General features: G+C 38.1%; 15 protein-coding genes, 1 tRNA gene, 2 rRNA genes and 1 pseudogene (1 of these 19 running past the window's edge). 1 reads left to right on the plus strand and 18 read right to left on the minus strand.

Going from position 1 to position 20645, the window contains the following annotated elements:
- From IGI52_RS04950 to IGI52_RS05000, 11 genes are all read right to left on the minus strand, one after another.
- A 23S ribosomal RNA gene (locus IGI52_RS04950) occupies nucleotides 1-192 on the minus strand (it extends 2720 nt beyond the left edge of the window).
- Nucleotides 193-364: 172 nt separating this feature from the next.
- Nucleotides 365-437: transfer RNA gene (locus IGI52_RS04955), tRNA-Ala, on the minus strand.
- A gap of 103 nt (nucleotides 438-540) precedes the next feature.
- A 16S ribosomal RNA gene (locus IGI52_RS04960) occupies nucleotides 541-2099 on the minus strand.
- The 16S and 23S rRNA genes sit together here with 1 tRNA gene alongside, the layout of an rRNA operon.
- 526 nt (nucleotides 2100-2625) lie before the next feature.
- A complete protein-coding gene (locus IGI52_RS04965; protein ID WP_016182176.1) occupies nucleotides 2626-4131 on the minus strand; it encodes a HAMP domain-containing sensor histidine kinase in 1506 nt (501 codons plus the stop codon).
- Nucleotides 4128-4814 carry a response regulator transcription factor gene (locus IGI52_RS04970; protein ID WP_010740068.1) on the minus strand — a complete coding sequence of 229 codons (687 nt, stop codon included), beginning with the start codon at nucleotides 4812-4814 and terminating at the stop codon, nucleotides 4128-4130. Before IGI52_RS04970 ends, IGI52_RS04965 begins: the two co-directional genes overlap by 4 nt.
- A 107-nt stretch (nucleotides 4815-4921) precedes the next feature.
- Nucleotides 4922-6343 carry an NADP-dependent phosphogluconate dehydrogenase gene (gndA, locus tag IGI52_RS04975; protein WP_016182175.1) on the minus strand — a complete coding sequence of 474 codons (1422 nt, stop codon included), beginning with the start codon at nucleotides 6341-6343 and terminating at the stop codon, nucleotides 4922-4924.
- Between the two features lie 336 nt (nucleotides 6344-6679).
- Nucleotides 6680-6859 carry a 50S ribosomal protein L32 gene (rpmF, locus tag IGI52_RS04980; protein ID WP_010740070.1) on the minus strand — a complete coding sequence of 60 codons (180 nt, stop codon included), beginning with the start codon at nucleotides 6857-6859 and terminating at the stop codon, nucleotides 6680-6682.
- Nucleotides 6860-6918: 59 nt separating this feature from the next.
- Nucleotides 6919-7473 carry a YceD family protein gene (locus IGI52_RS04985; protein ID WP_438780623.1) on the minus strand — a complete coding sequence of 185 codons (555 nt, stop codon included), beginning with the start codon at nucleotides 7471-7473 and terminating at the stop codon, nucleotides 6919-6921.
- A gap of 533 nt (nucleotides 7474-8006) precedes the next feature.
- Nucleotides 8007-9791: a pyruvate kinase gene (gene pyk / locus IGI52_RS04990; protein WP_016182173.1), complete on the minus strand. Its 1785-nt coding sequence runs from the start codon at nucleotides 9789-9791 to the stop codon at nucleotides 8007-8009.
- A 69-nt stretch (nucleotides 9792-9860) separates the two neighbouring features.
- Nucleotides 9861-10823: a 6-phosphofructokinase gene (gene pfkA, locus IGI52_RS04995; RefSeq protein ID WP_016182172.1), complete on the minus strand. Its 963-nt coding sequence runs from the start codon at nucleotides 10821-10823 to the stop codon at nucleotides 9861-9863.
- Between the two features lie 140 nt (nucleotides 10824-10963).
- Nucleotides 10964-14221, minus strand: a complete 3258-nt coding sequence (locus IGI52_RS05000) for a DNA polymerase III subunit alpha (RefSeq protein ID WP_438780624.1) — start codon at nucleotides 14219-14221, stop codon at nucleotides 10964-10966.
- A 200-nt stretch (nucleotides 14222-14421) separates the two neighbouring features.
- Between IGI52_RS05000 and IGI52_RS05005 the strand changes: the two genes are divergently transcribed.
- Nucleotides 14422-14601, plus strand: coding sequence for a YjzD family protein (locus IGI52_RS05005; protein ID WP_016182170.1), 180 nt, complete (start codon nucleotides 14422-14424; stop codon nucleotides 14599-14601).
- A 251-nt stretch (nucleotides 14602-14852) separates the two neighbouring features.
- Here IGI52_RS05005 and IGI52_RS05010 read toward each other — a convergent pair whose 3' ends face one another.
- From IGI52_RS05010 to IGI52_RS05040, 7 genes and pseudogenes are all read right to left on the minus strand, one after another.
- Entirely contained in the window at nucleotides 14853-16160 is a 1308-nt protein-coding gene (locus tag IGI52_RS05010; protein ID WP_438780625.1) for a tyrosine-type recombinase/integrase, read from the minus strand.
- 524 nt (nucleotides 16161-16684) lie between these two features.
- Entirely contained in the window at nucleotides 16685-17302 is a 618-nt protein-coding gene (locus IGI52_RS05015) for a recombinase family protein (RefSeq protein ID WP_438780626.1), read from the minus strand.
- 211 nt (nucleotides 17303-17513) lie between these two features.
- Nucleotides 17514-17903, minus strand: coding sequence for a hypothetical protein (locus IGI52_RS05020; protein ID WP_438780627.1), 390 nt, complete (start codon nucleotides 17901-17903; stop codon nucleotides 17514-17516).
- Between the two features lie 4 nt (nucleotides 17904-17907).
- On the minus strand, nucleotides 17908-18270 hold the full coding sequence (locus IGI52_RS05025; RefSeq protein ID WP_438780148.1) for a hypothetical protein: 363 nt from the start codon (nucleotides 18268-18270) through the stop codon (nucleotides 17908-17910).
- Nucleotides 18242-18544 (minus strand): winged helix-turn-helix transcriptional regulator, encoded by a 303-nt coding sequence (locus IGI52_RS05030; RefSeq protein WP_438780147.1) that lies wholly within the window; start codon nucleotides 18542-18544, stop codon nucleotides 18242-18244. Before IGI52_RS05030 ends, IGI52_RS05025 begins: the two co-directional genes overlap by 29 nt.
- A gap of 278 nt (nucleotides 18545-18822) precedes the next feature.
- Entirely contained in the window at nucleotides 18823-18969 is a 147-nt protein-coding gene (locus IGI52_RS05035; RefSeq protein ID WP_438780628.1) for a hypothetical protein, read from the minus strand.
- A 227-nt stretch (nucleotides 18970-19196) separates the two neighbouring features.
- A pseudogene (locus tag IGI52_RS05040) lies at nucleotides 19197-19985 on the minus strand (TraX family protein).
- Between the last annotated feature and the right edge of the window lie 660 nt (nucleotides 19986-20645).

The raw sequence follows: 20645 nt of genomic DNA on the forward strand, positions 1-20645 counted from the left end.
TCTCTGCGTCTACCTCTAATCAGCTATGTATTCACTGAAAAGTAACATCCTATAAAAGATGTTGGGTTTCCCCATTCGGAAATCTCCGGATCAAAGCTTACTTACAGCTCCCCGAAGCATATCGGTGTTAGTCCCGTCCTTCATCGGCTCCTAGTGCCAAGGCATCCACCGTGCGCCCTTATTCACTTAACCTTATCTTGACTTTCGTCAAGGGTCTTACTAATTCCCATGAGCGATCATGTTCCTTAGTAATAAATAAGCAATTGAACTTATTAAAAAACTCATTCAACGCGGTGTTCTCGGTTTGTTTAAAATTGTTTCTGTATCCAGTTTTCAATGAACGAATGATGACTAACGTCATCAATGGAGCCTAGCGGGATCGAACCGCTGACCTCCTGCGTGCAAAGCAGGCGCTCTCCCAGCTGAGCTAAGGCCCCGATATTGCTTGTTTAATTGAGAGTAAACCTCTCAAAACTGAACGAATAAAAGCAATCCTGTGTAGTTTCCGTAACGTTCATCTTCGATGAACTATTTCCTTAGAAAGGAGGTGATCCAGCCGCACCTTCCGATACGGCTACCTTGTTACGACTTCACCCCAATCATCTATCCCACCTTAGGCGGCTGGCTCCAAAAGGTTACCTCACCGACTTCGGGTGTTACAAACTCTCGTGGTGTGACGGGCGGTGTGTACAAGGCCCGGGAACGTATTCACCGCGGCGTGCTGATCCGCGATTACTAGCGATTCCGGCTTCATGTAGGCGAGTTGCAGCCTACAATCCGAACTGAGAGAAGCTTTAAGAGATTAGCTTAGCCTCGCGACTTCGCGACTCGTTGTACTTCCCATTGTAGCACGTGTGTAGCCCAGGTCATAAGGGGCATGATGATTTGACGTCATCCCCACCTTCCTCCGGTTTGTCACCGGCAGTCTCGCTAGAGTGCCCAACTAAATGATGGCAACTAACAATAAGGGTTGCGCTCGTTGCGGGACTTAACCCAACATCTCACGACACGAGCTGACGACAACCATGCACCACCTGTCACTTTGCCCCCGAAGGGGAAGCTCTATCTCTAGAGTGGTCAAAGGATGTCAAGACCTGGTAAGGTTCTTCGCGTTGCTTCGAATTAAACCACATGCTCCACCGCTTGTGCGGGCCCCCGTCAATTCCTTTGAGTTTCAACCTTGCGGTCGTACTCCCCAGGCGGAGTGCTTAATGCGTTAGCTGCAGCACTGAAGGGCGGAAACCCTCCAACACTTAGCACTCATCGTTTACGGCGTGGACTACCAGGGTATCTAATCCTGTTTGCTCCCCACGCTTTCGAGCCTCAGCGTCAGTTACAGACCAGAGAGCCGCCTTCGCCACTGGTGTTCCTCCATATATCTACGCATTTCACCGCTACACATGGAATTCCACTCTCCTCTTCTGCACTCAAGTTTCCCAGTTTCCAATGACCCTCCCCGGTTGAGCCGGGGGCTTTCACATCAGACTTAAGAAACCGCCTGCGCTCGCTTTACGCCCAATAAATCCGGACAACGCTTGCCACCTACGTATTACCGCGGCTGCTGGCACGTAGTTAGCCGTGGCTTTCTGGTTAGATACCGTCAAGGGATGAACATTCTACTCTCATCCTTGTTCTTCTCTAACAACAGAGTTTTACGATCCGAAAACCTTCTTCACTCACGCGGCGTTGCTCGGTCAGACTTTCGTCCATTGCCGAAGATTCCCTACTGCTGCCTCCCGTAGGAGTTTGGGCCGTGTCTCAGTCCCAATGTGGCCGATCACCCTCTCAGGTCGGCTATGCATCGTTGCCTTGGTGAGCCGTTACCTCACCAACTAGCTAATGCACCGCGGGTCCATCCATCAGTGACGCAAAAGCGCCTTTCAAACCGAAACCATGCGGTTTCGATTGTTATACGGTATTAGCACCTGTTTCCAAGTGTTATCCCCTTCTGATGGGCAGGTTACCCACGTGTTACTCACCCGTTCGCCACTCCTTTTCTTTCGGTGGAGCAAGCTCCGGTGAAAGAAAAAGCGTTCGACTTGCATGTATTAGGCACGCCGCCAGCGTTCGTCCTGAGCCAGGATCAAACTCTCATAAAAAGTGTTTGAAACAGTCTTGCGACTGTTAAGCTCAATTGTAATAATTGACTTGCTAGCATATTGCTTGCTATGTTGTTTGCTTCTATAATAGAAGCGCCCTACACATTTGGTTTGTTTTATTCGTTCAGTTTTCAAAGGTCTACATTATTCGTCGCTTTGTTTCAGCAACTTTTATATCATATCAGGTTTCCATTCAAAAGTCAACAACTTTTATTTAAAAACTTTTTGATAAAAAAACAAGTTTGCTTCGCGTTTCGTTCAAGCGACTTTATAAAAATACCACAAGATTATTCATCCGTCAACAATTATTTTTAATTTTTTTCAAGATGTTTTGTTCTCGTGGGAACATTTAATAATATAGCAATCTTCAAGCAGTAATGCAACTATTTTTTGTAGTTTTTTTCAATCTTTTTAATTTTTCGAACGTTCATTTAAAACTCTAAAATAACGTTCGATTTTAAAACAAAAATAACGCTATCTTAATCTAAAACTTTTTTGAACTTTCGCATAAAAAAACAGCTAAGTTCTACTCAGCTGTTTTCTCTTCTACCATTGGGATAAAAATTCTAAAGATGGTACCTTTGCCGACAGAGCTTTCGACACTAATACTCCCTTTATAACTTTCTAAAAGTTTGTGAGCGATTGATAGACCCAGTCCATTTCCGCCTTTTGTTCGAGCACGAGCCTTGTCGACGCGATAAAAACGATTAAACACTTTATCAATGTCTTCGTCTGGTATCCCCTCACCAAAGTCCTGAATCGCAATCTCAAACTTATTTAAGGTTGATGAAACTGATATATGCACTTCTTTACGATCAGTTGAATACTTCACAGCGTTATCTAAAACAATGATTAGAATCTGCTCCAAATGATTACGATAAATCTTCAAAATTCTTTCACTATCTAAATCATCATCAAGGGTGAAGGTAAACTCAGGGTAAAGCAGTTTAAAGTTGTTAAATACTTGATTTGTAACTTCTTTGGCTTTAGAAGTCTCATTCCCGTAATACACATCTACTTGTTCGGCCCTAGACAAATCGAGCATTTCTTGTACCAGACTCTTCATCCGAACAAGTTCCTGTAGACTAGCCTGAATCGACTCGTCCAAAATCTCTGGATCGTCTTTCCCCCAACGATTCAACATATTCAGATGTCCCTCAATCACGGCAACTGGTGTCCTTAACTCATGAGAAACATCTTCCACAAATTGCTCCTGCTGCTCAATATACATCCGAATACGATCAATCACATCGTTAAAGATGACGGCTAAATCAGATAGCTCGTCATTTGTAGTAATCTCAGGTACGTGAACTTCTGCCTGTGGGTCTTGTCTGATGATTTCCATCGTATCTCGCAGAATCTTCACAGGTTTCAGGAAGTACGAAGACAATAAGAAACCTAAGAAGCTGCTCAGAAGCAGCGAAACAATTTCTAGTACAATCAATGTCAACAATAACTTACTGCGCATCTCGTAAAAATCGGATAACTCATAAAAGACTTGTGCATACCCGATTTTCTCACGTGTTTTTTTTGAATAGATTGGTTCTACTGATAAGAACCCGTTCTTTTCATCTACAGTCACGATTGTCGGTTCTTTGCGTTTTGTCTGAACTAAGGGTTGATAGTTTTTTTGTGTTTTAAAAATTAGCTTTTTGTCTAAATTATAGATATCTAACGATAATTGACGTTGGCCTAATTCTGAGATAAATTCGTCAATCCGCATCATATTGCCCTCTAAGGTCATGTTTTGATCATACATGGCATTATCCCGTGCACCCGATTCGGTTAGCGTTCGATAGGTATTTACCAACGTTAACTCCTCATCCGCATTCGCTAAACGGGAAGTGACTTCAGAGATTGTGCGTTCAACGTTGTTTCTTTCTTTCGTTACGATCAGATTGACCGAAGACTTATAGGTGATCACAGCGAAGATCGTAAATACTACGAATATAAAGAAAGAACTTGTAAAGGCCCACTTGATGGTGAGTGAGGGCCCTTTCAGTTCTCGTTGTTTCTTGATAAATTTTCTCATGAGCGCATAACGTAACCAGTACCGCGGACAGTTTGAATATAGCTGTCTTCTCCTGGTACATCAATCTTATTACGCAGATAACGAATATACACATCCACCACGTTTGTTTCTACTTCTGTTTCGTAGCCCCAAACCTTATTAAGTAAAACATCACGGGCAAGTACAACGTTGACATTTTCCATAAGCGTCAATAGTAATTCGTATTCACGTTTAGTTAATTCAATGATTTCATTTCCGCGACGCACGACACGGTTTTCTTTTTCGATCGTTAGGTCACGATAAGTAATCGTCGTTTGTTTAGCAACATTCTTATCGCCTTCAATATCGATTCGACGAAGCAAAGCACGTAAACGTGCTAGCAATTCTTCAATCGCAAATGGTTTGACGATATAGTCATCGGCACCATGATCTAAACCCGAAACACGGTCGATCACAGAGTCACGGGCTGTCATCATGATGATTGGTGTATTTTTTACTTGTCGAACACGGCGGCAAACTTCTAAGCCGTTCAATTCAGGCAGCATCAAGTCAAGTAAAATAGCGTCCCAGTCACTTTCCAATGCGGCTTCAAGTCCTGTTCTACCATTATAATGAACTTCTGTATCATAGCCTTCGTGCTTCAATTCTAGTTCGACAAAACGAGCTAGATTTTTCTCATCTTCAATGATCAGAATATTACTCATTTTTTTAGTTCCTTTCCAAGTTGAATTTCATTAAACCTTTATCATTATAGGGCTAAAACTGTCAAAAAGCTATAGTTAGTTCGCGTAAAAGTTATAAATAACTTCTGCTATTCTTCGTGGTACCAGCTATAGTGATAAATCCCTTCTTTATCAAGGCGTTCATAGGTATGTGCGCCAAAATAATCGCGTTGAGCTTGGATCAAGTTCGCCGGTAAACGTTCAGCACGGTAAGAATCATAGTAAGTGATAGCAGATGAGAAGGTTGGTACAGGAACCCCCGCTTGAACAGCAATCGCAACAACTTCGCGAACCGCTTGTTGGTACTTGTCAGTAATTTCCTTGAAGTAATCATCTAACATCAAGTTTGCCAAATCGGCATCCTTCTCATAGGCATCCGTGATCTTTTGTAAGAAGCGTGCACGGATGATACAGCCAGCGCGCCAAATTTTCGCGATGTCGCCAAATGGTAAATCCCAACCAAATTCTTTGGAAGCGGCACGTAACTCAGAGAACCCTTGTGCATAGCTCATGATTTTGCTGAAGTACAATGCTTCACGGATTTTTTCAATCAATTCTTGTTTGTCGCCGTCATATTTATAAGGTGCTGGTCCCGATAAAACTTTGCTGGCAGCCACACGTTCTTCTTTATACGCAGAAATGAAACGTGCGAAGACGGATTCAGTAATTAATGGAAGCGGCACACCTAAGTCCAATGCGCTTTGAGAAGTCCATTTTCCTGTTCCTTTATTACCAGCTGCATCTTTGATTACATCAACGATCGCCTTATCCGTACCTTCGTCATCTTTACGGGTCAAAATGTCCGCAGTGATTTCGATTAAATAGCTGTCTAATTCCCCTTTATTCCATTCTGAGAAAACATCAGCCATTTCTTCTACAGACAAACCAAGTAGGTTTTGCATCAAATCATATGATTCAGCGATTAACTGCATGTCCCCATATTCGATACCGTTGTGTACCATTTTTACGTAGTGACCAGCGCCATTTGCGCCAATATAAGTGACACAGGGTTCGCCGTCTTCTGCTTTTGCAGCGATTTGTTCAAAGATTGGAGCGACTAAGTCATAGGCTTCTTTTTGTCCGCCTGGCATCATTGAAGGGCCTTCTAATGCGCCTTTTTCACCACCAGAAACACCAGTACCAATGAAGTTGATACCTGAGTTCGCTAATTCTTCGTTACGACGAATCGTGTCTTTGAAGAAGGTATTTCCTCCATCGATCAGAATATCGCCTTTATCTAAATGCGGTAATAGTGATTGAATTGTTGCGTCAGTCGCTGGACCTGCTTGAACCATTAGTAAGATACGACGCGGAGTTTCGATTGAAGCAACAAATTCCTCGATTGAAAATGTCGCTTTTAAGTTGCGATCAGGATGTTCTTCTACTACCGCTTCGGTTTTTGATCCAGTACGATTATACAAAGCCACTGAGTACCCGCGACTTTCAATATTCAATGCTAGATTTTTCCCCATTACGGCCATACCTACGACGCCGAATTGTTGTTTTGACATAATTATCCTCCTAGTTCGAATTGATGTGCAGATTTTTCTATAGGAAAAATAAGGTGGCTTCTCACCACATGCAATCTTCTACTGATTATGTATTTACACCAAGTAGAGTTAGCATCCTATAATACTCAATACGATTCTCATTATATCCTAAGAAAGTGAGAATGGAAAATGAATAGTGTTTTTAATCTAAAAAGCCTTGATAAAACCTGCCAATCCTTATAAAAACGATAGATTTTTCGCAAATATGACAAATTGTTATCTCGCCTAATTCCAAGAAAAAAACCTCAAGACTCCATGGTTAGTCTTGAGGTTTTGACTTTCTCTATTAAAAAGTGCTTATGCTTCTTTAGACATAACATCTTTTCCATCATAGTAGCCACAGTTGGCACATACGTGATGGCTCTTCTTCATTTCGCCACAGTTAGGACATTCGTTTAATCCTTTAATGGTCAATTTGTAGTGAGTACGACGTTTGTTCTTTTTAGCTTTTGATGTTTTTCTAGCTGGTACTGCCATTGGGTGTTACACCTCCTTATAAAATGAAGTATCATTTACTGATACATTTTATTCCAATCTTACTTGTCATCTTCTGATTCATTGAATAACTCAGATAATTTCGCAAGACGAGGATCAATTGTTTCAGCCGATTCCTCTTTCTTCTGCAAGTACGCTTCTTCACTGATAACTTCCCAATCATTGCCTTTTGGCATGTCAGAAGATTTCAGCTCTTCTTCAGTAAACACCTGCAGCGGAATCGCTAATAAAATGTTATCTTCGATAGAATCGGTCAAGTCGATCGTATCATTGTCTAGGACAAGGATTTCTTCGTCTCGTTCTTCTTCCATAGAAGACCATTGCTCCCGTGTCATGAATACTTCGTCCACTGACAGATCAAGTGGCAGATCAACTGGTTCCAAGGAGCGGGCTGAAGGAACAGTTACAATAGTTTTCAACCGATAATGTAAAATATATTCATTTTTTCCGACAGATAAGATTCCTTCCACAGTAACCGGAGTCACTGCTAAGACTTCATTATCACGGGCTGTCAATGCGTCATTCACATCGATCGTTTCTGAAAAATTTAGTGCTTCTTCTTTATAGCGGCGCAATTCGCCAATCGACCATTTCATTATTCATCACCTCTAAGCAACAATCGATATTATACAGGTGGAAAAAACCTTTGTCAATGAAATTTTCTTGACACCCCGAAAGGCTGTACGAACTCGGTCAGATTTTGAGCAATAAGACTAAAATCATTCTAAATCGGTTCTCAGATTTCGAATGATTTTCGCTTATTGTTGAAAAATCTAGTTCGGGAAGCCAGACACCCTTAAAAGCTTTGTGAGCTCGTACAGCTTTTGAGCATTAAGACTAAAATTTATAAAAATCATTTCTCAGATTTATATAAATTTTCGCTTAATGTCGAAAAAGCTAGCTCAGAAAGCTGGATATCAAGGAAAGGCTGTACGAACTCGGTCAGCTTTGCCAGTTATTCTTCACACTTTAGCGTGGTTAGAAAAATTCTATCTACTTTACTGAGCTAGATAACATACGTCCATCACAAAAAAATAATCAAGTCTGATCCCCTGTATCTTTCATAGAAAAGGACTGTGGCATGAATGCCGCAGTCCCGATATTTCTTGTTGGAACAACTATCTAGTGTTTAGATCGCTGTTGTTTGTCCACGGTACACGATTCCACGACGAGGATCAACAGTGACTAATTCACCATCAACAACTGTGGAAGTCGCGCTATCTGCACCAACTACTACTGGGATATCTTGAGCGATACCGACAACTGCAGCGTGTGAAGTCAATCCACCATCTTCAACGATCAAAGCAGAAGCTTTTTCAATTGCAGGCATGTAATCTTTGTCAGTTGTTGGAACAACTAAAACCATACCGTCTTTAGCTTTTTTGATTGCTTCTTCAGCGTTTTTAGCAACAACTGCATGAGCAACAACTGTTGATTCACCGATACCTTGAGCTTGTAATAATTTAGAACCGATCATTTGAACTTTCATTACGTTTGTTGTTCCACGTTCACCAACTGGAACACCAGCAGTAATCAAGATCAAGTCGCCTTCTTTAGCAAAACCTAAGTCAACAGCTTTTTGAGCAGCTAAATCGAACATATCGTCTGTTGTTGTTGGTTTTTCAGCAACTGTTGGGTATACGCCCCAGTTAACCATCAAGCTGCGTTTTGTATGTTCGTCAAAAGTTACTGCCAAGATGTCAGCGTCTGGACGGTATTTAGAGATCATACGTGCAGTGTGACCTGATTCAGTCGCAGCAACGATTGTTTTAACACCTAAGTTTTTCGCAGCGCGAGCTACTGAAAGACCGATTGTTTCTGTTACGTTTGATTTGTCGAATTCGTTGATTTGGAATGATCCTAGTTCTGACAATGCAGATTCAGCTTCCATATCGATACGAGCCATTGTGCCAACAGCTTCAACTGGGTATTTACCATTTGCAGATTCACCAGAAAGCATTGTAGCATCAGTTCCGTCAAATACAGCGTTGGCAACGTCAGATGCTTCTGCACGTGTTGGACGTGGGTTTTCTTGCATTGATTCTAACATTTGAGTCGCTGTGATAACTGGTTTACCAGCGTAGTTACATTTTTTGATGATACGTTTTTGAACCATAGGTACTAATTCAGGAGCGATTTCAACACCCATGTCTCCACGAGCGATCATGATACCATCAGAAACTTTGATGATTTCGTCGATGTTATCGATCCCTTCTTGTGATTCAATTTTAGGGAAGATATGCACGTGTGTCATATTTTTTTCTTCAAGGATTTCACGAATATCAAGAACATCTTGTGCTTTACGTACAAAACTTGCAGCGATGAAGTTAATGTCGTTATCTAGACCAAAACGAATATCGTCTGCATCTTTTTCAGTGATACCAGGTAAGTTGATTGAAATACCAGGCGCATTTACACCTTTACGAGAACCTAGCATACCAGCGTTTTTAACTAACATGATCAATTCGCGGTTTGCTTCGTCTTTGTCAATGATTTCCATGTCGATCAAGCCATCATCGAATAAGATGTGTCCGCCGATATGTGCATCGTCGAATAAGCCTGGGTAAGTAACAGCGATTTTTTCTTTCGTCCCTTTATGTTCTGGGTCCATTGAGATACGTGTTTTGTCGCCTACGTTAAATTCAATATAGCCAGCGCGACCGTAGTCTGCATCAGTTGTATCTTGAACAGTTGTACGGATTTCAGCACCTTTTGTATCTAAAAGAATACCAACATCTTTGCCAGTCTTTTTCACTGCTTCACGAACCATGTTCATACGTGTAAGTTGTTCTTCGTGATCTCCGTGTGAGAAGTTGAAACGGAACACGTTAGCACCAGCTTCAATTAATTCTGAGATTGTTTCAACTGAGTTACTTGCTGGTCCTAATGTACTAACGATCTTCGTTTTTTTCATTACGTAATACGCTCCATTCTTGTTTCTTGATTGTTTATAATATATAGCTCTACACTATTATTAACGAGTTTAAAATGAGATTTGATGATTTAATTCGTACAATGACAAATCTGGTTTGTGCTTGTTGTTTTCCAACGTTTCTACAATATCAGAAGCAATCACTTCATTTTCTTCGATACCGATACATAATCCGCCTTTACCTTCTAACAATAAATCAACGGCATATGAACCAAATTTGCTGGCTAATACACGGTCGCGGGCACTTGGTGAGCCACCACGAACCACGTGACCCAAGACACTGACACGTGTATGGAAGTCGCCGTATTCGGCTAATTTTTCAGCAAACTCATTTCCGCCCATGACACCTTCAGCCAAAATGATCAAGCAATGTTTCTTCCCACGGTCACGGCCTGCTTGGATTTTCTTAGCGATACGTTCCATATCAAAGTCATGTTCGGGAATAACGATTTCGTCCGCACCACCGGCAACACCAGACCATAAAGCGATATCGCCTGCGTTACGTCCCATTACTTCAATGACGAAAGTACGTACGTGTGATGTCGCTGTATCGCGAATGCGGTCAACAGATTCCAAGACAGTGTTGATGGCTGTATCAAAACCAACAGTAAAGTCTGTTCCTGGGATATCATTGTCGATTGTTCCAGGGATACCAACGGCAGGGTAACCATGTTTCGTCAAAGCTAGCGCACCATGATAAGAACCGTCACCACCGATGACAACTAAACCTTCAATACCGAATTTTTTCAATTGTTCGATCCCTTTTAATTGCCCTTCTTCAGTAGCAAATTCTGGGTAACGAGCTGAATATAAGAAAGTTCCGCCTCGTTGAATCTTGTCGCCGACGTCAGCAACATCCAAACGACGAATATCACCAGCAACTAGACCAGCAAAACCATAATTGATGCCATAAACTTCCATGCCTTCAAAAATCGCTTTACGAACGACCGCGCGAACGGCAGCGTTCATTCCGGGAGCGTCTCCTCCACTTGTTAAAATTCCAATGCGTTTCATTTTCTCACCTCATAAGTATTCTCAAAAAAACATACATCGTTTAATTCATGGTACATTCTACCAAAAAACATCCCAAAAGTCTTGGGATGTCCACGGGAAAAAGCGGTATTTTGCAAAAAGTTTTTGAAAGTTACAAGAAATCATCTTATTACGACGTTTTGTTCCCCTAATATGTCACGTAAAGCATTTATGAGAGTGTCATTAACCCCCACCCAAAACTTTTTATCCAGCACAATCTTCCGTCGATTTTTTTCATAGAAGATCACAACTGGAACTTTTCCAGGTGACAGTTGAAGTCTTTCGGCAATTCCCTGCTGAATTTCAGGAGAATCCTGTTCTGCCTGCACACGCAAATACAAAGTTTTATCACTGATGTCCTCTTCTGCTACTTGCGCAAGAGTCATTTCTTCCACTAATAATTGGATCGCCTGATCATACTTACTGCGCTCCACTTTACCTTGGACGAGATAGACTTTTTCTAACTCAAGCTCTTTGCGTAAACGTCGATAGGTTTGCGGAAAAACCGTTAAGGAAATTTCGCCGCTTTGATCATTGCCTGTTAAGAAGGCCATCTGTTCACCCTTCTTCGTTCGAATCTCACGAATATCTTTTAAATAGAAGAGAATTTTCCCGTGAATGCCGACAGTTAGTTCAGAAATCGGTTGTAAATCCTTTTGCTTCAGCAGTTTAGGAAAGTTTTCAGTTGGATGACCTGAAACATAAAGACCTAGATACTGTTCTTCATAATTCAAACGCTCTGCCAACGTATAATCCTCAGATGGTCGTTCCTTCAAACTCATCACATCTAGTAAGGAGATGCTGCCGCCGCTATATTGTACATTTTGAATTTTCCCCTCCAATCCATCGGCCAATTCACGACGGTTGGGATGCAACTCATCAAAAGCACCAATGAAAATCAACGGTGCGATATACTCATTTTTCAGCCAACGTGTTTCGATTCGTAATAAGAATTGATCCAAGGACTTGAACGGTCCTTCCTCTTTGCGGGTGGTCAAAATATCACTGACAAAATCACGACGCATACCCTTAATGGCGTCTAATCCAAAACGGATCAGGTCTTTTTCTACCAAAGTAAAACTGTAGCTGCTACGATTAATATCCGGAGCTAATAATTTCACACCTGCTCGATTAGCTTCGGCAATATATTCCCGCAATTTCTTTGGATCATTCCGGACTGATTGCATCAATGCAGTGTAAAATGCTCCGGGATAATGAACCTTCATATAGGCCATTTGATAACCAACAAAGCTGTAAGCTACCGAGTGGGATCGGTTAAACCCATAATTGGCAAAGCGCTCGATGTAGTCATACACCTCTTCGGCACTCTTCTGACTGTGTCCGCGACCGATCGCACCACCAACAAAATGACGCCTTTCTTCATCTAATAAGTCTTTTTTCTTTTTACTGACAGCGCGGCGTAGGATATCGGCTTCGCCTAAGCTAAAGCCAGCCATTTGAGCGGCCACCTGCATAATTTGTTCCTGATAAACAATAAAGCCGTAAGTCGGTGCCAAGATATCCTGCACCGAGACATCAGGAAAAGTCACTTGCTCCTTGCCATTTTTTCGAGCAATAAACTGATCAATAATTTGCATCGGACCTGGGCGATACAAGGCATTCACCGCTACGATATCTTCAAAGGATGTTGGATGCAGATTTCTTAGAACTTTACGAATACCCGCCGATTCAAATTGGAACACACCACTTGTCTCGCCTCGCTGGAACAAGGCAAGCGTTTCTGGATCATCTAAAGGTACATTTTTCAAATCCAGCTCTTCATGATACACGCGGCGAATATTTTGCTGAGCATTATCAATAATGGAAAGATTCCGCAGTCCTAGGAAATCCATCTTCAATAGTCCGATAGCTTCCACATCAGACATCGTAAACTGGGTTAACAAAATATCCTCCGAGCCATTTTGCAGAGGCACGACACTGATTAAGTTCACATCACTGATCACTACTCCGCCAGCATGAGTGGAGACATGCCGTGGCAAGCCCTCTAAAGTCAATGCTGTTTGGAACAGTAATTTACTTCGCTCATCATGAGCGACTAATCGCTTTAGTGGTTCAGATTTGTTATAAGCCTCGCGTAAAGTAATTTTCAACTGATTTGGTATAGCTTTTGACCAGCGATTCGCTTCACTTTGAGATAACCCGAATACTCGACCGACATCCCGCAATACCATTTTTGCTGCCATCGTTCCAAAGGTTGCGATCTGAGAAACATGGAAGTGTCCATATTTTTCGTGAACATAATGAAGAACTTGGTTACGACGATTGTCAGGAATATCCAGATCGATATCGGGCATGCTGTTTCGTTCAGGATTTAAGAAACGCTCAAACAAAAGATTGTATTTGATCGGATCAACATCGGTAATACTTAGCACATAGGCCACTAGCGAGCCTGCCGCTGAGCCACGTCCAGCGCCAGAGACGATCTTGCTGCGATGCACATAATCCATCACATCCCAGACGATCAGGAAGTAATCATCAAAGCCCATGTTATGGATGATCCCTAATTCACGAGTCAGCCGTTGGCGGTATTCCTCTGTCACCTCACCGATTCGTTCAGGTAATTTCTGCCAGCAAAGCTCCTGCAAATAAGCATCCGCTGTCTGCTGATTCGGTACTGGATAATGTGGCAGCAATTTCTGATGCAAAGGCAAGTCAAATTGACAAGCCTCTGCTAAATGCTGTGCATTGGCCAAAGCTTGTTTATCTTCAAAACCAGCGATTAGTTTCCCCATCTCCATCAGATAATTATCGCCTAATTGATTCGTTAATTCCTCCCGAGGAAGCTGAGTACCGTTTTGAATGTGTCCCATAATTTTTATCGCGAAGGCTTGTTCCGTTTCCAAACATGCCACCTCGTGAAGTGCTATTTTCGGCCAGCTTTCTGACAATTCGGAGGTCTTTGTTTTTGATGAAATCCCTAGATAAAATTCCCCGTTAATAAGGTCAGCGATCTGTGAGAAGACTGCTTCACTTGGATCATACAAGTTATCTACTGGTAAAACGCTGATTAGATTTTTCGCATCAATTTTATAATCTGCTAAGCTCAGCGGTTTTTCAGCCATCATCCGTGTGCTGGATAGACGTATTAACTCCTGATATCCAGCAACATTTTTCCCATAGAACACGATTTTTTCAATTGACTCTTCAAATGTGAAATCCAATTCCAAGCCAATGATTCCAGTCATTTGATACTTTTTGCAAGCATTAAAAAACTCGACCGCGCCGTATAAAACATTCTCATCCGTAATCGCAATCGCAGAGTACCCGCGTTTCTTGGCTGCTAAGACATATTCTTCTATCGTTAACGTACTTTTCAATAATGAATAGGAAGTTTTCGTATAAAGTTGTGGTATTTGCATGATTTCCTCCTATTTAACGTAATTATTTTTGTCGATGAATCAACTAATAAGTATAGCACGAAATTTTTGGCGCTAAAACTCAACAAAAATTACCTGTTTTCTATTTAGATTTTCCGCTTATTTTCATAGGCCTTTTCTTTACATTTTCAAAAAAAATGCTAAACTGAACCTAGATATATTTGCGAAAAGAGGTGCTCTTGATGAAATATCTAGTTACATTATTTTGGGCTTTCGCAATTGGACAAGCCGTTTGTTATCTAGGCGGTGCCTTGCAAAGCGCTTCTTATAACTTTGAATTATCTACGATTATTTCTCTAATTGTTGGAGTTATCGCACTTGTTGCGGCGCGTTTTGTTTCACCAAAAAAAGCCAAAGCATAGACAAAACCAGTTACTATATTGTAACTGGTTTTTTGTTTATTTCATAGCTAGAAACGTTGATTTGGCGCACTCTTCATTGTTGACTTTAGACCAAAATCATGTTAATAACAAACTAAGCGTAACTTTTTTGGAGCTGACACATTGGATAAACAGCTTTATATCAAGGATAAACAATGTTTTTGGGTGAAAAAAACTTACCAACTTTTATACAATTTGTCAACCATACCAAAAACAAAAATAACAGACAATCATTAATTAAAATGATTATCTGCTAAAGCTTGAATATCCAAGGTGGAAACTTGGATATAATATTTTAATGTAATTCTTGTGCTGGAATGACCTGCCAATTCTTTAACAGTTGAAACAGGTATTCTTTCATTATTTAAACAACGGCTTATATAAGTACCTCTTAAATTGTGAAAACTTGTTGGTTTAGTAAGCTTTTCTTCCCCAATCAAAACATCTCTAAAAATTTGCCAAATTCTAGAAAATCTCCTTAATCCATAGGATGTTCCATCATTTTTGCAAAATATGAAATCATGTTTTAAATCTTTTCTCCTTATTCCTCTTTTTAAATACTCCTTATTTTGCCAACTTTTATATTCTATCAATAACTCCTTCAGGTTACTATAAAGTGGTAAAATTCGTGGATTATCCTCATCTTCTTTACTCTTAGTATAGGTCTTAACTACGATTCCTTTACTGTAACCTGCCATTTCTGTCATTGTTTGATGAACATATAATAATCCATTCTCCCAATCAATATCTTTCCATTCTATTGCATTAACCTCTCCGCTTCTTAGCCCTGTCATTAACACAAAACGTATAACACATTGATAAATGTAGTCTAGTCTATGCAATTCATCTAATACTATTTTTTCTTCTGCTGTATCAAGAATATTGATTTTTCCACGCTTAGATTTACTGCCATTACTTTTTTTAGATGGAATTTTAAAACTCCTTGCTACATTTTTTTGTTCTTCGCTGATATAACCTAACCTTTTCGCTACATCAAAAACTTTTACAAAAGCATATTTATAAATCTTAATACTTCCTGATGATACTTCATTTTTTAACTCTGCATTCAACATTTCTGCAATATCTGTTTCTGTAATAGCATCTACAGATTTACTAAATATAGAAAGATTTTTCTTGTACAACCTATCAAAAATCAACATGTTCGAATTGTAAGTGATATTCTCCCAATCTTTCTGTAATTCCTGTTGAAAAATTGGTTCTTTTAGTAGAAGAAATAATTTTTCTCTATTCTTACTTCTAGTAGCTTTTCTTTTTTTAGTAATAGTCTTTCTTCGCTCATTCTTATTGAAATCTCTCTCTACTATCTTCAACCATTTTTTATATTGTCTCTTTACTCTTAATGCTCCGCTACTATCATTAAACTTTCCGCTTGTATACTCTACTTTTTGTTCTTCATCATTTAAAAAGTAGTAATTGAACGCATAACAACCTTTGGTTAATTTGACTATTCCTTTACTGACACTACCTTCAATTATCTGCTTCTTTGTTGCTCTTGTTTTCCCTAACTCAAAATTTTCCAATAATTTCTGCTCCTTTCCCTGAAAAATTATTATCAGCATGATACCTTCAATATCTTTTTTTATCAATCATTTCCTTTGAAACTATGTATATTTCATTTTTGTCAACAATTGTTCTTTTATACTTAATATCTCCTTCCTTCTTATATTACTGTTGACAAATAAAAACATTGATATAACAACATCATTCAGTTGTTAAATGCAGTTTATACCATTTCTTTTTTAATGTAAATATCGTTATTTTAACTTATAACAGCCTAATTTTACTTTTAGTAAAAAGGTTGACAAAAAATACAAATATTGGTCAGATTAACAACTGATTAGATTAGTGTTTATTTCTTTTTTTGTTGACAAATAAGGACAAATAGGGATTTTTTCGAGTGTTTGGATGATTTTAAAATAACTAAAAAGAAATTTTTGACAAAAGAAAAAAGCAGGTGTATTGTGCCTGCTTCTTGGGTAAATTATTGGTGGATAGTATTTTCAATAATTATTGAGTATTGGATATATATACTGTCAGAATCTTTTTAAAGCTTTTCTCTTGTTTTTATTGATTTAACAGTGTTGCGAGATATAGCTAATTCTTCTGCTATTTTTAAAATTGCTTGCTTATTATTTAACCTTTTTACTACCTCATTAAAAATTAGAAGGTCTTTTTTGTTCTTAGTATTTGCCCGGTATCGAGGCTTAGAGCCTAAATACTTTCCCTCATTCTTTGCTCTTTTTATACCTTCAGCCTGCCGTCTCAGCATGTCTTTTCTCTCCTGCTCTGCCTTAAATGCTGTCACTACTTCAATAATGTTCCATACCATTTTCAATATCCCATCCGCTGGTACCTCACTAAATCCCAAATTTTCCATAATATCTACTGGGACTATAGTTGCTCCACATGATTTAATCCGTGCTGAAATAATTTCTTGGTCTTTTTGACTTCTAGCAAGCCTATCTAAGCTCACAACATAAATAAAATCATCCTCCCTAACATAACCCAATAGTTCCTTTAATCCATCTCTTCCCTCCATACTTTTTCCTGATACAGCATCGTCCTCAAACCATTTATCAATTTTGTATTTTTCTAATACCTGTTTTTGATTTTGTAAATTTAACTTCTTATCTGATACCCTGACATAGGCTAACCTACTCATTTTCATCCTCTCCTATTTTTTAATTTCTAATTGACCACCCTAATTGAACATTTTCGACTATCTAATAAATCTACTTGCAATAATACATTTTCTATCCCACCTATTGCTCTACTACGTCCCCCTCTGATTGACCATCCAACATCTTGAAAAAGAGTGACAACCGCCACTCTAATCCAATACATGTCACTCCTCCAGATTTCTATTATATGAACTACTTTAAGCTAAGCTCTAGAACGTTCGTTTGCTTCAATTTTTCTAACAGTTTCTCTAAAAATCTTTTTTCATAAAAATTGTATGTATTGAAATCACTGATAGAAAAGCTATACAAGGTGTCAAAACTAAAATTTTCTTTTTTCGAATTGTGGTGCACATCCAAATAAATATCTATTTTTTGTTCCTTTATATGCAACTTCATTGAAAAATCTATTAAGTTTAATTTCCAATCTGCTTTATTTTCTATTCCTGCAAGATACCCTCTTAAAATCCACTCCACTTTCATTCTTGATTTTTCTAGCATCAAATCTATATCTCTTCTGTCATTTTTTACCTTCATTTCCTTCAACTCTGCAAGTATAATATCCATCTTTTCTTCTAATCTCATTTTTTTAATCCTCTCCTCTCAATTCATCTTCTAACAATTCATTTATTACATAACAAATTTCCTCTTCATACCAGTTTAAAAAATCTTCTTTCCCTTGAAAAAACTCTTCTAAACATAACGGAAAATCATATGTATAATTCTTCTCTATTTTCTCTTGTTTTACATAAATATTTAAGTGATGAAAATATTCACCAACATTTTTATTCGAATAACTTAATTTAAATCCTTTTAATTCTGAATTTTTCAAGTGTTCTACAAAATATTCTACTGCTTCGGCAATATCACTGTCCTTTTGATTCAAACTCTCTATAATTTCTTTTACTTCCTCTTTGGTTAATTTATTTTCTATGTATACTATTATCTTCACTCTCCAATTTCTTAAAATTTCTATTTATTGTTCTTATTGAAACACCTAATTCTCTGGCTACTTCTTTTTGTGTTAGTTTTCCCTTTTCCCACAAACCGTATGCTTTCAATAATTGTTGCTTTGTTATCTTTCTTGGTCTACCAATAACTTTTACTGTATGTTCCATCCCCTTGATAATTTCTTGATTTTTAGATACCCTCTTAAATTCCGCCATTACTTGCATACCTACATCAAATTCATCAAATCCAATTTTTTTTAAACTATCTTCATTCATTGCCTCAGCCTCCTAACCTTTTGTCCATAAATTTTTTTATCATTAATTGGACAAAAGGTTCATTTTATCTATGGACAAAAAGTTGCTTCTAAAAATTCAAGTGATGAGATTGCTGATGAAATTTTACAATCTAAGATAAAAATTTTTGCTTTTCATCATCATTTTTCTTTGTATTTCTATCTCCATCCATATGTATTCTTGTCCATATAGAATTGTATCCATAGGACATAAAGTTCTCTCATTTCATCAATCCCACTCACAACTTTTTGTCCTAAATTTTATCCCTCATCCAATAATTTTTTGAAAATTTCTGTTGTAAATTTATTCACTTTCACTTCCATCAATTTTGGTACTAAGTAGTCACTTTTTTCTAAGCTTTCTACCAATTTTTTTATAGTCTTCTTTTCTTTTTCTGTTATCTTCATCATTACTACCTCCTAATTTAATGCATCTTACTTTTATAATAAATTACTTTCAATCTAAAATTTTTTTCAACAATTTTGTCTACCGTATATTTTTTTTGACCCATTACATACTTTTCAAATTCGTTCCTTTTATTAAATCTAAACAGTCAACTATTTCATGCAAAAAAAAATCACTTAATCCGCTGGCTAAAAAGCTGATTAAGTGATTCACATGATGCTTATTAAACTTAATTTATATAAAAGCCTATGATTGCTAGTACTGCAATATGAATTGGATAAAAGAAATAGAAGAAATTTCGCATTCCTTTTCCTTTTTCCCCATTATATAAAATTATTGGAATTGAAGCAAAAATCATCATCCATTGATAATTAGTAGTAAATGCTGCATCTAATCCATTGGCAAACAAACTAATTCCTCCAATAACAATAAGTGAAATAATTTGCCCAACCTTGTGTCCATGAAAAAGATAAAACAGAACTGCTAACACTACAAAGAGGAAACCACCTTCCACTATTGCTAGATTAGGAATAAGCAATACATATAACTTAAAAAATGTTAAATGAGATTGGATATTTCCTGACATTAAAATAATTATTCCGATAGTCGTAAGTATAGGGGTTAAAAAGAATAGCAGTCCTTTACCAATTACCTTAATCTGTTTATTTTTAAATCCTATTTTAAAATACTCACAAGCTTGCATGTATACTGTTCCTAGAAAAAGTGTAGAAAAAATATTATTCACAATAGCTTGATTTTCCGCTGCAAAATATTTATTAAGTATAGTAGTTAATATGCCCATACCCCAAAATCCTATCAGCAATCTCATCATATATTTTTTTCTATTACTTGTATGAACAAATCCTTCTGAACTCTCAAAAAGAAATATTGGTGCTGTAACCCGCCCTATCCAATGAAATCAGGTTGGAGCAACCATAATAAACTCTCCCACATGGTCAAATACCATTGTTATTACTCCAATAATTTTTATTTGAAAACCTGTCAATCCTTTTTTCATAATACGTCTCCATTCAGTTCACATTTTGTCAAAATAATTAATGCTATAAAGCAAAGACTCCATCCCAGTTACATGTTAACTTTATCGTTATACAAAACAATGGTCAATTTTTATGCTTGATTATCCTTTAATCATGTGAAAAATTTATATTTCACAAAAGACAAGTTTACATACTGCCAGTCAGATTTATTTACTATAACTCACATTGTATTATGACATCTTAGATATTGTTTCCATTATTAGCAGCATAAATCATTTCCTAAAACTCATATATTTGAGAAAAGATAACATAACATTCAATCCAAACGAACACAATATTAAAATATACCATACTGAATTTGGATATTTCTCAGTGAATCCCATTCCAATCAAAATGCCTATTATTAATATAAAATGTGCCCACTTATATAATCCACTTTCAAAAAAATTTCAATACAATATCTTCATCTCCAATTTGTGCTGTTTCAATTTATAACACCCTATTCCTTAAAAAGATACTACAAATTGCATAAAAAAATATTCCTTTTCTTTTTAATATTTTAGAAACAACGTGCCGTCATAAAACAGCATCCCCCTTTACAGTAGTAAATGTTCTTGAGCGTTCTTTTCCCAAAATATTTAAGGTTTTTCTCACTACCGGAATTTTCCGACATTTTTCCG

It is taken from the genome of Enterococcus sp. DIV0187 (genome assembly GCF_051713785.1).
Lineage (GTDB): Bacteria > Bacillota > Bacilli > Lactobacillales > Enterococcaceae > Enterococcus_A > Enterococcus_A avium.

What these genes read in the sequence shown, in the direction of transcription:
- IGI52_RS04970 (WP_010740068.1), bottom strand. Translation starts at nt 4,814, where the DNA reads ATGAGTAATATTCTGATCATTGAAGATGAGAAAAATCTAGCTCGTTTT.
- IGI52_RS04965 (WP_016182176.1), bottom strand. Translation starts at nt 4,131, where the DNA reads ATGAGAAAATTTATCAAGAAACAACGAGAACTGAAAGGGCCCTCACTC.
- rpmF (WP_010740070.1), bottom strand. Translation starts at nt 6,859, where the DNA reads ATGGCAGTACCAGCTAGAAAAACATCAAAAGCTAAAAAGAACAAACGT.
- IGI52_RS05030 (WP_438780147.1), bottom strand. Translation starts at nt 18,544, where the DNA reads ATGAATGAAGATAGTTTAAAAAAAATTGGATTTGATGAATTTGATGTA.
- pyk (WP_016182173.1), bottom strand. Translation starts at nt 9,791, where the DNA reads ATGAAAAAAACGAAGATCGTTAGTACATTAGGACCAGCAAGTAACTCA.
- IGI52_RS04985 (WP_438780623.1), bottom strand. Translation starts at nt 7,473, where the DNA reads ATGAAATGGTCGATTGGCGAATTGCGCCGCTATAAAGAAGAAGCACTA.
- gndA (WP_016182175.1), bottom strand. Translation starts at nt 6,343, where the DNA reads ATGTCAAAACAACAATTCGGCGTCGTAGGTATGGCCGTAATGGGGAAA.
- IGI52_RS05035 (WP_438780628.1), bottom strand. Translation starts at nt 18,969, where the DNA reads ATGAAGATAACAGAAAAAGAAAAGAAGACTATAAAAAAATTGGTAGAA.
- IGI52_RS05020 (WP_438780627.1), bottom strand. Translation starts at nt 17,903, where the DNA reads ATGAGATTAGAAGAAAAGATGGATATTATACTTGCAGAGTTGAAGGAA.
- IGI52_RS05005 (WP_016182170.1), top strand. Translation starts at nt 14,422, where the DNA reads ATGAAATATCTAGTTACATTATTTTGGGCTTTCGCAATTGGACAAGCC.
- IGI52_RS05000 (WP_438780624.1), bottom strand. Translation starts at nt 14,221, where the DNA reads ATGCAAATACCACAACTTTATACGAAAACTTCCTATTCATTATTGAAA.
- pfkA (WP_016182172.1), bottom strand. Translation starts at nt 10,823, where the DNA reads ATGAAACGCATTGGAATTTTAACAAGTGGAGGAGACGCTCCCGGAATG.
- IGI52_RS05015 (WP_438780626.1), bottom strand. Translation starts at nt 17,302, where the DNA reads ATGAGTAGGTTAGCCTATGTCAGGGTATCAGATAAGAAGTTAAATTTA.